Genomic DNA, 14823 nt, shown 5'->3' with positions numbered 1-14823 from the left:
ACGCGAAATCTCCGCCCGCGACAACGGATCCAACGGGTGCGCAACCCCAACAACAGCAGCAGAAGTTTCAATATCGAGAGTCATGCTTATCTCCTAGATAGATCCTGGTTCAGGATGAGGGTGATGATGGGCTGGCACCCGCTGAGTGCGGCTAACCAGGTGGATTCTCAGAACTGTTCACCGTTGTCAGAACTGTTCATCGGTGGTGCAACTAAGACTGTGCTGGAGACCCCTCCGAACCCTGTTCGGGGCCGGGAGGGCCACCTGCCGGTGTGATGCCGGCCACGTACATTCCGTCCGTGTAGAAAAAGCTACGCTAGATAAATCATCTAGTCTAGACTTTTTTATGAATTACTTTCGTGTGACTGAAGTTAATCCCGCCGGCCGGGGAATGAGGCGGCTTTTCAGCCGGCCAACAGCCAATCGGATGCTGCCTTGCGGTAGCGGATGATGCCTTTGTATTCGGCCATGTCGTCGGGGAGTTCTGCCAGGACGTGGCCGAACTTGCTGCGCCATTCGGGGACCTTGGCGATGTCCCTGAGGGGCAGCAGGTAGCTGCGGATCAGGAACAGCAGCACTCCGGTGTGCGGGAGGCGGATGAGGTGCTGGACCTCGACGCGGAGGTGGAGCTTGTCCGGCATGTCCGGGTCGGTGGCGATGGTTCCGCGGTCCGGGCCCCATTCGGGGTAGGTTTCCGTGGAGGTGTCCAGGCGGTTTCCGATGGTCATGGTCCAGTTGGTGCGGCGGAACTGTTCGCCGGGCTGCAGGCGCATGAGGAACTGCTCGGCGCGGCTGATGATGTTTTCTTCCTTGACCCGCGGCACGGGGCCATGGATTTCGAGGAAGCTCATGCCGACGTCGAAATTAAAGGACCAGTCCGCCGCAAAGGTGACCAGGCCGGCGTCGAGCCACATGGTGTTGTCCCGGACGTCCAGGAGGACGATGTCGTCCTGGATCTGACTGCCGAGGAAGCGCATGGGTTCCACAGGCAACGAGTCGTCGTCGCCGATGGTGAATTCGATGTCAAGGTTCTGCAGGCTGTTGTGCCAGCGGCAGGTGTTTCCTTCGCGGTGGAAGGACATGATGTCCGGGTTTTCCTGGGCCATGGCCGGCAGCAGGGTGGCGATGGTATCCCAGACGGCGGGCCGCATGTGGGGCAGAACGGCCATGCGTGAGGGGTCGCGGGCCAGGATCGCCTCGCGGTCAGCCAGTTCCTGGTGGTAGAACTCGTCGATGTCGATCAGCCCGGCACCCCAGGCGCCGGCGTCTGTCGGTACGTTCTTGTTGGCCGGTTCGACGTTGGCGCTGTAGCGGTACATGTCGCCGGTGAAGGGGAAGGGGAAGCGCCTGATGCGTTCCGGGAGGGCGGTGTCAGTGTCTTTGTCGATAGTGATGCTCAAAGGTCCAACTCCAATTCTGGGTCTTCGCTGCGTGAAACACAGCACATCATTGTGGTGTTCTCGGCCTTTTCCTGCTCGGTGAGGTACAGATCCCTGTGCTGGGGGGTTCCTCGACGGACCGGCAGGATACATTCACCACAGATGCCTTTACGGCACATGTTGGGGATGGTCTTGCCTGCCTTTTCGAGGGTTTCCAGCAGCGATACACCGGCAGGCACGTCCAGTTTGACGCCGCTGCGGACCAGGTTCACGGTGAACGGTTCGCCGTCGTCGAGTTCGGCCGCGCCGAACGCTTCTGAGTGCAGTCTGGCAGGTGACCATCCGAGCTCCCGGGCCTGCTCCAGGACTGCATCCATGAAGTCCGTGGGGCCGCAGACGTAGAGATGGGTACCGAGGCTCTGGGTGGTGAGCTGTTCGGTGAGGACCTTCTGGAAACTGGTGCGGTTGCTGCACTCGGTCAAACCGGCTCCCAGCAGTTCCCGGGCTTCTTCCACGTGGGCGCCGGCGCCGGGCCGGTACACATAGATCAGGGACGATGTGGTCCCGCGGTCGGCGGCGGAACGTGCGTGGGAGAGGACCGGGGTGATGCCGATGCCGGCCGCGATCAGCAGGTGGTGGGTGGCCGTGGAAGCGGGGGCGAAGGCGCTGCGGGGCCGGGAGACGTACACCCGGTCGCCGACGGCGAGCTGGTGCATGGCTACCGATCCACCCGCGCCGTCCTCGACCCGGAGGACCGAGATGGTGTATTCGGAGGGCCCGTTGCCGGAGCCGGTCAGCGAGTAGGCGTTCACGCCGCTGCCGTACTGGACCACCAGGTGGCTGCCCGGGACGTAGGACGGAAGGCGTGCCCCCGACGGATCAGCCAAGGTGATGCTGACGATCGAGTCCGTCTGGGGGCTGACGTTGGTCACCTCGAGTTGGAGACCGCCTTCCACCGCCGGGTGGGCAGCGATCGGGAGTGCCGTGACAGTCATGATGCCTCCTCGGCATGGGCTGAGTATCCCAGGTACGCGCCCATGCGGCGCGAAAAGTGATCTGTGGTGGCCAGGCTGGTGGCACATCCCTGGCACTGGACCTCGGAGCCGGCCGGCCGTACGGTTTTGGTGGTGGTGTGGCAGTGCGGGCAGTAAATTACCCGGGGTGCGGTCTCGTCATTCAGGAGGGTGATCTCCTCCTGCTGCAGTCCGCATTCCGCGGCTGCGGCCGCGGCTGCACGGATGTCCGCCGGGGGGCCGGCGAGTACGAGACGGACTCCGACGTGCGAGCGTCCGAGTGCGGACCTCAGCTCGGTGAGGGCCTCGTGGTTTGCAGCTTGGAAACGGAGATCGTGCCTGGGCTGGACACCGGTGTGTTGACCCGCGGTGTCACCTGCGCCGAAGGAGGCGCAGATGACACCGCGGAAACCAGGTTCCAGGCCTGTGCCTGCTGCCGGCGGCATGGACGCGGAACGCATGGTCGGTCCTTACGGGGCGAAGGTGCGGTCGCCGGCGAAGAAGCCGAGGCCGTATTCGGGGGTTTCGAACTTGACGGTGGTGCCCTTGGGGAAGAACAGCACGTCGCGTTCCTTGGCGTGGGTGACTTCGCCGGTGGTCTGGTCGGTGAGGATGAACTCGCCGGCGATGACGACCTTCATTTCGTCGTAGGTGTAGGTGTACACCAGTGGCTCGGAGGCCTTCAGTTCGAAGAAGCCGGCGCTCATGACCGAGCCTTCGGGGTTGTGCAGGGAGTCGCCGATGGCAGCGACGGTTCCGGGTTCGTTCATCGGCGGCAGGCCGGTGTAACCGCCTACTACCTTGTGGATGGCTCCGGCCTTGGTCAGGGTTCCTACGAGAGAGGTTTCCATGGTTTCTCCTTGTGAATAGTGCGTCGTGGATGGGTCGTCAGAACTGTTCGTCTTTTGCAAAACTGTTCGTCTGCTGGTGGGTGATGGAACTGCGCTGAGATCACCCCACAACCCCGGCTAGGTACCGGGAGGGGATCTGCGGATCCGGCATTCCCTGTTTTCAGAGGGGCCAGCCGAGCTCTGCTCTGAGGTCTGCTGGTGTGATGCCGGTCACTGTTTGTCGTCCCACAAGCAAACCTACTCCCCCTAATTCATCTAGTCCAGACTTTTTTTAGAATATTCACCCCAAAGGTCATTTTTGTCTTTGGGGACGTAATGTTCTGCGGCCCGCTACTCTCGCGCTGTACGGAGGCGAGGCTAAAAATCGTCAGCATGGGGGGTACTTGCGCTGCCCTGAGCCTGCTCTGCACCGGCAGCTTCCCAGGGCAAAAAAACAGGAAGGCAAGGCCGTCCTGGAACGGTCCTGCCTTCCTGTCTTTATAGCTCAGGTCACTGCCTTAGGTCAGATCACGGCGAAGGCCAGCTGGCCGGCGTCGTGGCAGCGCCAGGTGCCGGTTGCGTCACCGGGGGCCTGGAACCCTCTCCGCATTGTCGACCTCGAAATCTGAGGAGCGGTCATATTTCTGCTTGGCGCGGCGCGATTCATTCTGGGAATAGAACCAGATGGGGATGTAGAGCGCCAGTACGATGAAGCCGACCCAGGTCGGGGTCCAGCCGATCTCCTGGCTGTTGAGGTAAACCACGCCGATCAGGCACAGGGGCAGATTGAACAGGCCGAAGAGCATGGCGACGTTCTTCCAGCCCTTGGGTGCCTTGAACGGCCTTTCAAGAGAAGCGAAGGCCGGGTGCTTCTTGGCCCGAACGTAGGCGAACAGGCTGATGCCGTTGGCGCAGGTGTAGCCGATCGCTGATGCGGCGACAATCGCGGCGGGGTTTCCCATCAGAATCAGCACCAGGTTGAAGGCCCCGATGACCAGCATGGCAACAAACGGGGTGCCGTGGCGGTTCGTTTTGCCCAGGGACCTGGGAAGGTTGCCCTCCACTGCCATGGAGTGCATGGCGCGGGATGAGCCCAGGTACGCCGTTTGGATGATCAGGACCATGGCGGCGATCAGCATGATGATGGTGATCATGGATCCGGCCTGGCCGAAGACTGCCTGGGCGACGGGGATCAGGGGCGACACAGGTTGGTCCAGTACGCCGTCGACGCCGAGCACGCCGATCACCGCAGCCTGCACCAGCACGAACGAAAAGAAGCAGATGACGCCGCAGGCGAAGAGCGCCTTGGAGACGTCCTTGGCTGGGTTCTTGTATTCGGGGCCGTAGATGGCGGCCGTTTCCCAGGCGCAAGCACTCCACTGCGCGATCGCGAAGATGCCCAGGAGAATCAGGATGTGGTGCATGTCCCAGGACCAGTCGGCCGGGACCCAACTGCCGGTGATGTTGGACAGCTCAACGTGGCCGGTGGCAAAAGGTGCCACGGTCAGGACGACCAGCGGGATAAGGGAGAATGCCGCCAGGATGTAACCCAGGGTGGCTCCGTCCTTGAGGCCAAACCAGTTGACTACGAACAATCCGCCGAAAATCACCACACCCGTCATCAGGGCGAGCTGATTCTCGGTAAACATTTCGCCCAGCACCGGGAAGAGCCCATGCAGGTAGCTGCCCACCAGGATGGAGAAGATCGCCAGTACCGGGGTCCAGGCGAACCAGTAGCTCCAGGCGCTGAAGCCGCCGATCAGCTTGCTCTTGTCGTACTTACCCTGGTAGTTCTCCGTGCGAAAAATATGTTGCGCGAAGCCAGGCAGGCCAGAGGCTTTGGGAAAGGTCGTGGCCATCTCGGCATACGCGGCGTTCTGGAAGAACCCCTGCACCACCGACAATCCCCAGATGAGAATTGCTGCTGCGGACAAATACATCGGAAGGTAGCCCAAAGAGGGCAGAATCAGCAGGGGCACACCCAATGCGATGGCCAAGCCCTGCTTCCAGTCGATCGACCTTTCAAGGTTGTCGGCACCGTCGGAACGATTTTCACTCATAACAATCTCCCTTGGACAACTGAACGTTGTCAGATTTGTGTCTGGGTCCTGCGTGAAGTCGCAGGCCGGATGAGGAAGCACTTCCCCGAATACGACACCTTTGTCCCGGTTCCGCCGCTAAGTCAGGTCCGTTCATCAATGAACCCTGCCTGAAAGCGAAGCCGATATCGGTGATCCCCTCTCCAACCCCGGCTGGTCGGCCATGAGCGCCGGATTCTTCGAGCTGAAGGCTTCCGAGCCGGGTATGCATGCAGGCAAACCGGCCCTCCTGTGAAACAGATCACTTCGAAGATTACTCCTTAAAGCTGCAATGCAATAGCTTTAATTTGAGTTGACCTCTTTCTTCGCTGACCGCGTGGCATCAGGATTTGCTGCCAGTAGTCGCGCCCAGCCCGTCGATCGGTTGGTGGCTTGAAAGCTGGCGCACCGGGGTCTTGTCCGCCGCAGCAAGGCCTGGCTCTCCAGTCCGCGCCGTTGCGCGAAAACTGGGGCTTAACTCCCAGTCCGGGCTGATGTATTTTTGCTTGAATGGCGGTACGGCGGCGAGAAGCCGGCGGAGGGATTCGGGCGGCCCGAGTCGGGGATAGGGTTACCCGTGCGGCTGTCAGCCCATTGGTCACCCAGCCCGCCGCCCGTTTCCCTTGGGCCCGCCAAAACTTCAGTAAGGGAGGTTTTAGGGTCGCGGCTAGGCGGAGTAGATCAGGGAGAGCCCGAGGTGGGGAACATCCAGAGCCAGCCGATGCTGCTCGGGAGACCCGGATTTGATCCGCTCGCCAACCAGGTACATCCCGGAGTTGCCGAGAATGACGCGGTTACTGGCATTGATGAGGGCGGCGTCGCCCGGAATGACGCGCAGGTGGGGCATGATGAGTGGTTCCAGGTCCTTGATCCGGATATCGCATCCAGCAACTCCGGTGAACGTCCCATGGACGGAAAACGGTGCAGTGAACGTCAGGATGTACTCTTCGAAACCGAGATAATCGATGTACGGGCCCCAGACAGTTTGTTCACCTGTGGAAGCGGCGGTTGAGAAAAACGGAAGTTTCTCATAGTCGTAGTACCGGTTGCTGCCCGGCGTCAGGTCAAAATCCAGCCTTACGAGCGACCCCGATCCCTTGCGGATCCACCAGTCCAACGCCCGGCCGCCCTCCTCGACAGATTCGTGGGCGAAGAAGGTCCCGGCGCCGACAGCGAAGGCGTTCTTCGCCAGGAATTCCTGCGAGAGCTTATCCAGCCCGGCCAGGGCGGCCTTATCTACCTTGGACTTGCCTACGGGATTTCGCTCAAGCAGCGAGGCAACGTTTCTGGAAAGTTCCTCGATCTCGGTGGAGACGCCCTTGGTCCACGAGGTGAGGGCGTTGGCAGCTTGTACGACTTCACTGTCTGGCTTCATCAGGTTCCTGAATTGATTGGCTGTAACCGAGGGTCAGTTTCGTGTCAATGAGGTGAAAAATATTCCGCCTGATGTGTTCAAGCGCCAGTTTCTGGGCCCTCTCAGGTTGGTCCTGGGATACCGCCCGGACCAACTCCAAGTGTTCAGCGGTTGCCGTTTCGGGGTCAAGTGCTACGCCGAGGGGAGCCCACAACTGTTGGACTGACTCTTCCTGGAGCCGGATTTCCGCATTGGCAAGCCTCGGTGACTGCGCGGATACCGCCAGTTCGATGTGGAAGCGACTGTCAGCAGACGCACGGACTTCGGGGGTCCTGGCAAGAACCAATGCCCGCGCAAGTTCCTGCAGCCGCTCGAAGTCATGTGCTTCCGCACGCTCGCACGCCAGACGGATCGTGGTGGCGGCGATAGCCGAATGTTCGTCTCCGATATCGCGGATCTCGGAGATGGACGTCGAGAGAAACCAATCACGTATCGCGTCGGTCTGGGTGCGGGGCTGCCTGACGACAAAGGATCCGCCGCTCCGGCCCCTGCGGGTCTCCACGATTCCCCGCTCGCGCAGTTCGCCCAAAGCTTCGCGAAGCGTCGCGCCGCCCACTCCGAACATTTCCGAGAGCGCCGCTTCGGGCGGCAGGCGTTCACCCACCTTGATCAACCCGAGGGCGATGGCCGTGGAAATCCTTTCGACGATCGCATCGGCCCGCTCGATTTCGGGCAGGGACCGATATATCTGCGACTCGAAGGGGGTCGGCGAGGCCAAAAGTCTGCGCTCCGAAGATGGGCTACGGGTTGGGGCTAATACTACAGTCCGGAAGTACTTAAAGGGCTTTGATCTGTTTCAGAGCCTTTGGGTCGCCCGCTCCCTGGGCCCCTGCTTCCCCAAGACCAATCCTTAAGGGTAGTAAGAACCGTCAGAAAACAGTGTTACCCCATCCCTTTTGCTTCGGAATCATGGATATCAACCAGAAAGCATCCACTCGGCTGGTACAGGCCGATGGCCGAATCGAAGGGAAAAATCGTGAATCCGACAGCAACCGCGACGACTGCGGTGTACAGCACCACAGAAGACATTGTGCGCAACCTGTCCCTCGTCGGGGACGAGATCGCGGCCACGGCGGCCAAAATCGACGAACAGCAGGTAGCTACCCTGGCACGCCACATCAACCTGACGGGCCGCATCTTCGTTGCCGGTGCAGGCCGCAGCGGCCTGGTCCTGCGCATGGCCGCGATGAGGCTGATGCACCTGGGCCTGAGCGTCCACGTAGCCGGCGACACCACCACTCCCGCCATTGCCTCCGGTGACCTCCTCCTGGTGGCCTCCGGATCGGGCACCACCTCCGGCGTGGTCAAGGCAGCAGAAACGGCAGCCAAGGCCGGAGCGCGGATCGCCGCCTTCACCACCAACCCGGATTCGCCGCTCGCCGGCCTTGCCGACGCAGTGGTGGTCATTCCGGCCGCCCAGAAGACCGACCACGGCACCAGCGTTTCCCGCCAGTACGCCGGTTCCCTCTTCGAGCAGGTGCTCTTCGTAACCACCGAGGCCATCTTCCAGTCGCTGTGGGACAACGACGCCCAGCCGGCGGAGGAGCTGTGGCTGCGCCACGCCAACCTCGAGTAACCGCAATCGCCCGAGGCGCGCTTTTCTCCAACCAACGTTTTCCAACACCCATTTGCAGTTCCCTACAGAAAGTAACAACACCATGAAGCTCCAAGTTGCCATTGACCTCCTGACCACCGAAGCTGCCCTCGAGCTGGCCGGCAAGGTTGCCGAGCACGTTGACATCATCGAACTGGGCACCCCGCTGATCAAGGCCGAAGGCCTCTCCGTCATCACCGCGGTGAAGAACGCCCACCCGGAGAAGATCGTTTTCGCTGACCTGAAGACGATGGACGCCGGTGAACTCGAAGCCGACATCGCCTTCAAGGCCGGCGCCGACCTGGTCACCGTTCTCGGTTCCGCTGACGACTCCACCATCGCCGGTGCGGTCAAGGCTGCCAAGGCCCACAACAAGGGCGTCGTCGTTGACCTCATCGGCATCGCCGACAAGGTCACCCGTGCCAAGGAAGTCCGTGCCCTGGGTGCGAAGTTCGTCGAGATGCACGCCGGCCTGGACGAGCAGGCCAAGCCCGGCTTCGACCTGAACGGTCTGCTCCGCGCCGGTGCCGAGGCCCGTGTTCCGTTCTCCGTGGCAGGCGGCGTGAAGCTGGCCACCATCGGTGATGTCCAGAAGGCCGGCGCCGATGTCGCCGTCGCCGGTGGCGCCATCTACGGTGCCGAGGACCCCGCACAGGCCGCCAAGGAACTCCGCGCCGCCATCGTCTAATAATCCGGTTGAGGTTGGCGTTCCGCTCCTTTGACGGACGTGGAACGCCACCACCGGACTGCGGCCCCCTGCGATGTCAGGGGGCCGCAGTCGCAAGGATGAGGGGTCGAATCTTTGGGGGGACCCCCACTCCCTGGGAAGGAAGCTGTTCATCATGATTAGTTATGCCACTGACGATTTGGAAGTCCTCGTGAATGAACCGAGTCGACTTTACGAGTTGCTGGACAATGCAGAGGCCGCACTCCGGCAGAAACCCCAACAGTTTGCCGGCATCCTGGTCACCCGTCATGAGCCTGGCCGGTACACGCTCACGCTCAGCGACACCGTTCCCTTTGGGGAGACCCGCGAGCAGATACTCTCGTGAAACTGTCGGTCGACGGCGCTCTGCCTGTCGAAAGTTAGAAGGCAACAATGTCTGTTACTTACCTTGAATCGAGTGCGGGGTCCGGGCAGAATCCCCTTCGGGATCCGCGCGACCGCCGCCTGTCCCGCGTGGCGGGCCCATCGTCCCTGGTGCTCTTTGGCGTCACCGGCGACTTGGCACGCAAGAAGCTTTTGCCCGCCATATATGACCTCGCAAACCGGGGGCTCCTTCCGCCAAGCTTTGCGCTGGTGGGCTTCGGCCGACAGAACAAGACGAGCGAGGACCTCACGGCTGCAATTAAAGAGGCCGTCAAAGCATATTCCCGGACACCGTTTGATGAAGCGGTCTGGAAGCAGCTTTCCGAGGGCATCCGCTTCGTTCAAGGCGAGTTCGACGACGACGCCGCCTTTGAGCGGCTTTCCGCCAGTCTGGCGGAATTGGACGAGCAGCGCGGCACACGTGGAAACCACGCGTTTTACCTGTCCATCCCGCCGAAATCTTTCGAACTGGTTTGCCGTCAGCTCTCGAAGCACGGCCTGGCCCAAGGCGAGGGGGAGAAGTGGCGGCGCGTGGTCATTGAGAAGCCCTTCGGGCACGACCTCGAGTCTGCCCGGCAACTCAACGACATTGTCGAGTCGGTGTTTCCGGCCGATTCCGTGTTCCGCATTGACCACTACCTGGGCAAGGAAACGGTCCAGAACATCCTGGCGCTGCGCTTCGTCAACCAGCTGTTCGAGCCTTTGTGGAATGCGAAGTACGTGGACCACGTCCAGATCACCATGGCCGAGGATATCGGCACCGGCGGCCGGGCAGGATATTACGACGGCGTGGGCGCGGCCCGCGACGTGATCCAGAACCACCTGCTGCAGCTTCTCGCGCTGACCGCGATGGAGGAGCCGATTTCCTTCAACGCCAATGACCTGCGCGCGGAGAAGGAAAAGGTCCTGGCCGCCGTCCAGCTGCCCGAGGACCTCTCCACCCATTCGGCCCGCGGGCAGTTCGCCGGCGGCTGGCAGGGCGGCGAGCAGGTCCAGGGATACCTGGAGGAAGAAGGCATCCCCGCCGACTCCACCACCGAAACGTATGCGGCTATCCGGGTGGACATCAACACCCGGCGCTGGTCCGGAGTGCCGTTCTACCTCCGGGCGGGCAAGCGTTTGGGCCGGCGGGTCACGGAAATCGCGGTGGTGTTCAAACGGGCACCTAACCTGCTCTTCCACGACCACGGCGATGACGACTTCGGGCAAAACGCCGTCGTGATCCGGGTCCAGCCAGACGAAGGCGCCACGATCCGCTTCGGCTCCAAAGTGCCCGGCACCCAGACCGAGGTCCGGGATGTGACCATGGACTTCGGCTATGGCCATGCCTTCACCGAATCCAGTCCGGAAGCCTACGAGCGGCTGATCCTGGACGTGCTGCTGGGCGAGCCACCCCTGTTTCCCCGCCACCAAGAGGTGGAGCTGTCCTGGAAAATCCTGGACCCGTTCGAGAAATACTGGGCCGGCCTGGGCGAACAGCCCGAGCCCTACAGGCCCGGCAGCTGGGGCCCTTCCTCGGCTGATGAGCTGCTGGCCCGCGATGGGCGCACCTGGAGAAGGCCATGATTGTAGATCTTCCAAACACCACGACATCCAAGGTTTCCAAGAGGATCCAGTCCCTGCGCGAGCAGGGCGGCGTCATCGCCCTTGGCCGCGTCCTGACCCTGGTGGTCATCACAAAGGCGGGACTCGAAGAAGAGGCCATCCGGGCCGCCAATGAGGCCAGCCGCGAACACCCCTGCCGGATCATCGTGCTCGCCGCCGGCTCACCGCAGGAACCCACCCGCCTGGACGCCCAGGTCCGGGTCGGCGGGGACGCCGGTGCCTCCGAGGTCATCGTGCTGCGCGGCCACGGCGGGATTGCCGCCGAAAGTGAGTCCCTGGTCGCAGCGCTGCTGCTGCCGGACGCCCCGATCGTGGCGTGGTGGCCGCACGGCGCCCCGGACAATGCCAGCGAAACCTCCATCGGACGCATCGCACACCGCAGGATCACGGACTCGGCCAATGAGTCGGACCCGCAGCGGGCCTTGGAGAATATCCGCCGCACGTACAAAGCGGGCGATACCGACCTCGCCTGGACCCGCCTGACCAAGTGGCGGATCCAACTCGCCGCCGTCCTGGACCAGCCGGACAGCTCGCCGGTCACCGCCGTCGCCGTCGAGGGGGCCTCCGATTCCCCCAGCACGATTCTGCTGGCCACCTGGCTGCAACGGGCCCTGAATGCCCGCGTCACCATCGTGGCGCACCCCGCCGGCACCGGCATCCGGGGTGTCCGGCTGACCCGGGCCTCCGGTGAAATCAGGCTGGTCCGGCCCGGATCCACCGTCGCTGAACTGACCCAGCCCGGTCAGCCATCGCAGCGGATCTCCCTGCCGCGCCGCAGCCTCGAGGACTGCCTCGTCGAGGAACTGCGCCGCCTGGACCCGGACGAGGTCTTCGGCGAAACGGTCCGTCACCTTGGCAGTTCCAAGGTGTATCAGGAAACCCTCCTTGAGCAGAGCAGCCTGGACCTGGACGCACTCGCGGTGCCGGCATGAGGGTCAGCATCCGTTCCGGCTTACTGTCAGAACAGTAGAGGCGCCAGCCGTGTGGTCATTTCCCGGGCCGCTTCGGCGTGTTCGTAGATGGTGGTGAACCGGTCTGAGGGACCGGAAAGGCAGAGCGCTGCGCCCACGGGTCCGTCCGGCAGTCTTACGGGAAGGGCCAGGCTCGCGGATCCTTGCTCCAGTTCGTTGATCTCCGAGGCCTCGCCTTTGACCCTTATTTCCGCGAGTTGCGCTTCCAGCTGACCACTGTTCGTGATGGTGTGCTGCGTCAGCTTCGTCAATGGCCCCCTCGGAACAAGCGAGGCCGAATCGCCAAGTTCGGCGAGCATGAGTTTTCCTGCGGCGGAAGCATGCGGGTAGCGGAGCATTTCGAAGGCTGAGTGGAGCGGATAATCCCGGTCCTCGTCCGCGATTCTCAGAGACGCGTTGCGGAACATGACGAGGTGCACTGCGAAACGGTTCCCACGACGGAACTCCTCTATGAGGCTCCGCGCTGCGGTGGGAACGGTTGGCGGGTTCGCAGCCGTAATCAGGCCCGAAATCGCATGACCGAGGGCGAAGCCGCGGAGGTCGGAGGTGCGGGCCAGATATTCGTCTGCGACAAGCGAATTGAGGACCCGGTAGGCGGTCGCCTGGGGCATCTGCAGGGCATCGGTGATCTCTTTGGCCGTCGTCCCGGTGCCGTACTGTGCCACGATTTCCAGGATCTTGAGCGGGTTTGACGCCGTGCTGGGCTTGGAGGTGGGACGGTAGTAGTTCATGGGTTGGGCCTGGCCTGAAACAGGTCCAGTTCCCGGGTTTCGTCGTAGATGCCGACTGATGCCAGACGCCTGGGAAACCGGAGACGAAGGAACGTGGCGTAGATGACGCTGGCCAGCAGGACGCCGGCGTAGATGGCAGTCTGCAGGCTGCCTGTGCGAATCGAGGCCGCCGCGGCCGTCCAGAACACAGCCCCGAGGGCAAGGGTGGTTGCTGCTCCGAGTATCCAGCTGGTGGCGGTGCTCTCCCCGATCCGGCGCAGGAAAAACGGCAACGACGCGCTGGCGAGGATATAGGACCCAAGGTAACCGTAGGCGCCCAGCGTGAAGAGGTTCACGAGGCCCCGTTCCGGACTGGCGCCTGAGACGATGACCGCGATGGGAACGATGGCAACCACCGGCATGATGGCCATGATTGACCCTGAGGGGGTTCGGAATACGGGATGAGTCCGGCCGGCTATGCGCGGAGCCACGCCCTCCCGGCCCATGCAGAAAAATATCCGGGCAAGGGCGTTCACGGAGGCAATCGCGCAGCCAAACCACGATGCTGCGATCCCCAGGTCAAAGACAGCGGCCGATACAGGCGACCCCTGGGAAAACAGGTCGGACAGGGGAGTGGAACTCGCTGCGATGCTTAGCGGTGCCTCCTTGAGGGCGGCGTCCTGGGCGGTCACGGCTAGAAGGCAGAGCACGCCCATCAGGATGGGAGTCCATGTGATGGCCCGGGGGACGGTGACGAAGGGTCTGTGCGCCTCCCCTCCCAGCGTGGTCGGGCTTTCGAACCCGACGAAGGCACTGACGGCCACGACGATTCCAAGCGGCAGCGCATCGAAATTTCCGTTCCAGGCGAGGACGCTCCCGAAGCCTACCTTTGACGGGTTGACGGCGAAGTAGATGATCATGAGGACGGCGAGGACTCCGATGGAAATGGATTCCATCAACACCGTGAACCATGCCGACACCCGGATCCCCCTGACCATGAGGAGGCAGGCGGCAGCCGCGCCGCCAAGAATGACCAGCACTGTGAACACCTGGGAGTCCGCGACGGGGATCCCGAGGTTGCTGAACAGTTGGGCGGCATAGATGCCGACGAGCAGCAGGCTGGCCATGGCCACGAGGGCGTATCCGAACATGGCCGACCAGCCGGCAGTGATTGCCGTCCTCTGGCCGAGTCCCTTGGCCGTGTAACTGTAGAGGCCGCTGACGGCTGCCATGCGCTGTGCCATTGGTCTTAGGCAGAAAGACACCAGGACCATGACCGCCATCGCTACGCCGAAGGTCACCACGAGGTTCGGTCCATTGGATCCGAAGACAAGTCCCGGAAAGACAAGAGCCGGGATGACGGACATGGCGCCGGCAGGCGCTACACCCGCAACTGCCTGCGCGAAGACCGGCAAGAAGGAAAGCTTCCGGCGGCGCAGACCCTCCACCGGCGAGCGGGGAGTGATGAAGCGATCACCGCGTGCAGACACTGGGTACCAACTCTCCCTTCGGATAGGCGCGCTCGCGTTGCTCCGAGGGGGGCGCAAGTCATCGAGCCAAGGTGCAGAACATTAGCATTTCCGCGCCGTCAGCGATAGCCATGGTTGTGTTTCGGAATGTTTCCAACATGTTAACTGACATGGGAATTTCCGGTCCCGAATTTCTCACGTAAATCTTTATGAAAGCCTCGCCTAAACGAATTCGCTGACGTAGTTTTGCTTCTTGTAAGGAATGCAAGTGACCCGAATCACACACCAGCAGGGCTCGGCGCAGAGCCCTGCTGGGTCACTGGAAACAGGGGAAACGTCCACTTGCACCGGAAATGAACAGTTCTGACAAAGACGAACAGTTCTGAGAATCCAAGCACTGACTGTGTCTACTGGCCCACATGGGAACACCACCCACCGGGCCGTGGCACGAGATCCAAGCCGGGCGCGTGTGGGCCAACAACCACCATGCCTGCCCCTCGGCTCCTCCAAGGCCCGTTTCCGGAGCACCTCGGCTCCCAGTCCGTAGGGCCCTCATCCTGAGCAAGGACTAACTAAGGAGATAAGCATGACTCTCGATATTGAAACTTCTGCTGCTGTTGTTGGGGTTGCGCACCCGTTGGATCCGTTGTCGCGGGCGGAGATTTCGCGT

14 protein-coding genes are annotated in these 14823 nt (G+C 62.2%); 5 read left to right on the top strand and 9 right to left on the bottom strand.

The window, feature by feature from the left end:
- Nucleotides 1-404 precede the first annotated feature (404 nt).
- The 7 genes from ACFRAH_RS23930 to ACFRAH_RS23900 form a co-directional block, all read right to left on the bottom strand.
- Nucleotides 405-1400 carry a DUF3445 domain-containing protein gene (locus ACFRAH_RS23930; protein ID WP_377993387.1) on the bottom strand — a complete coding sequence of 332 codons (996 nt, stop codon included), beginning with the start codon at nt 1398-1400 and terminating at the stop codon, nt 405-407.
- Nucleotides 1397-2374, bottom strand: a complete 978-nt coding sequence (locus ACFRAH_RS23925; RefSeq protein WP_377993386.1) for a PDR/VanB family oxidoreductase — start codon at nt 2372-2374, stop codon at nt 1397-1399. Before ACFRAH_RS23925 ends, ACFRAH_RS23930 begins: the two co-directional genes overlap by 4 nt.
- Nucleotides 2371-2853 (bottom strand): dimethylamine monooxygenase subunit DmmA family protein, encoded by a 483-nt coding sequence (locus tag ACFRAH_RS23920; protein WP_377988904.1) that lies wholly within the window; start codon nt 2851-2853, stop codon nt 2371-2373. The genes ACFRAH_RS23925 and ACFRAH_RS23920 overlap by 4 nt, the downstream gene beginning before the upstream one ends.
- A gap of 9 nt (nt 2854-2862) precedes the next feature.
- Nucleotides 2863-3243 carry a cupin domain-containing protein gene (locus tag ACFRAH_RS23915; protein ID WP_377993385.1) on the bottom strand — a complete coding sequence of 127 codons (381 nt, stop codon included), beginning with the start codon at nt 3241-3243 and terminating at the stop codon, nt 2863-2865.
- Nucleotides 3244-3803: 560 nt separating this feature from the next.
- The gene (locus ACFRAH_RS23910) at nt 3804-5282 is read right to left on the bottom strand and encodes an APC family permease (protein ID WP_377993384.1); all 1479 of its coding nucleotides are present in this window, start codon (nt 5280-5282) and stop codon (nt 3804-3806) included.
- A gap of 685 nt (nt 5283-5967) precedes the next feature.
- A complete protein-coding gene (locus ACFRAH_RS23905; RefSeq protein WP_377993383.1) occupies nt 5968-6675 on the bottom strand; it encodes a cache domain-containing protein in 708 nt (235 codons plus the stop codon).
- Complete coding sequence (locus tag ACFRAH_RS23900; RefSeq protein ID WP_377993382.1) at nt 6659-7432, bottom strand: FadR/GntR family transcriptional regulator; 774 nt, start codon at nt 7430-7432, stop codon at nt 6659-6661. Before ACFRAH_RS23900 ends, ACFRAH_RS23905 begins: the two co-directional genes overlap by 17 nt.
- Before the next feature lie 258 nt (nt 7433-7690).
- Between ACFRAH_RS23900 and hxlB the strand changes: the two genes are divergently transcribed.
- The 5 genes from hxlB (at nt 7691) to ACFRAH_RS23875 (ending at nt 11935) form a co-directional block, all read left to right on the top strand.
- Nucleotides 7691-8290, top strand: a complete 600-nt coding sequence (gene hxlB / locus ACFRAH_RS23895) for a 6-phospho-3-hexuloisomerase (RefSeq protein WP_377993381.1) — start codon at nt 7691-7693, stop codon at nt 8288-8290.
- Nucleotides 8291-8372: 82 nt separating this feature from the next.
- Nucleotides 8373-8996, top strand: a complete 624-nt coding sequence (hxlA, locus tag ACFRAH_RS23890) for a 3-hexulose-6-phosphate synthase (protein WP_377992371.1) — start codon at nt 8373-8375, stop codon at nt 8994-8996.
- A 154-nt stretch (nt 8997-9150) separates the two neighbouring features.
- Nucleotides 9151-9360, top strand: coding sequence for a hypothetical protein (locus ACFRAH_RS23885; RefSeq protein WP_377993380.1), 210 nt, complete (start codon nt 9151-9153; stop codon nt 9358-9360).
- A 47-nt stretch (nt 9361-9407) separates the two neighbouring features.
- Nucleotides 9408-10964 (top strand): glucose-6-phosphate dehydrogenase, encoded by a 1557-nt coding sequence (gene zwf, locus ACFRAH_RS23880; RefSeq protein ID WP_377993379.1) that lies wholly within the window; start codon nt 9408-9410, stop codon nt 10962-10964.
- Nucleotides 10961-11935, top strand: a complete 975-nt coding sequence (locus ACFRAH_RS23875) for a glucose-6-phosphate dehydrogenase assembly protein OpcA (protein WP_377993378.1) — start codon at nt 10961-10963, stop codon at nt 11933-11935. The genes zwf and ACFRAH_RS23875 overlap by 4 nt, the downstream gene beginning before the upstream one ends.
- A gap of 26 nt (nt 11936-11961) precedes the next feature.
- Here ACFRAH_RS23875 and ACFRAH_RS23870 read toward each other — a convergent pair whose 3' ends face one another.
- Together ACFRAH_RS23870 and ACFRAH_RS23865 are read right to left on the bottom strand one after the other, a co-directional pair.
- Entirely contained in the window at nt 11962-12705 is a 744-nt protein-coding gene (locus ACFRAH_RS23870; protein WP_377993377.1) for an IclR family transcriptional regulator, read from the bottom strand.
- Entirely contained in the window at nt 12702-14174 is a 1473-nt protein-coding gene (locus ACFRAH_RS23865; protein ID WP_377993376.1) for an APC family permease, read from the bottom strand. The genes ACFRAH_RS23870 and ACFRAH_RS23865 overlap by 4 nt, the downstream gene beginning before the upstream one ends.
- Nucleotides 14175-14823: the final 649 nt, after the last annotated feature.

It is taken from the genome of Arthrobacter sp. NPDC056727 (genome assembly GCF_042790555.1).
In the GTDB taxonomy this organism is placed as follows: Bacteria; Actinomycetota; Actinomycetes; order Actinomycetales; family Micrococcaceae; genus Arthrobacter.
The sequence above is the reverse complement of the archived record's forward strand: the minus strand, read 5'-3'. Positions and strand labels throughout refer to the sequence as shown.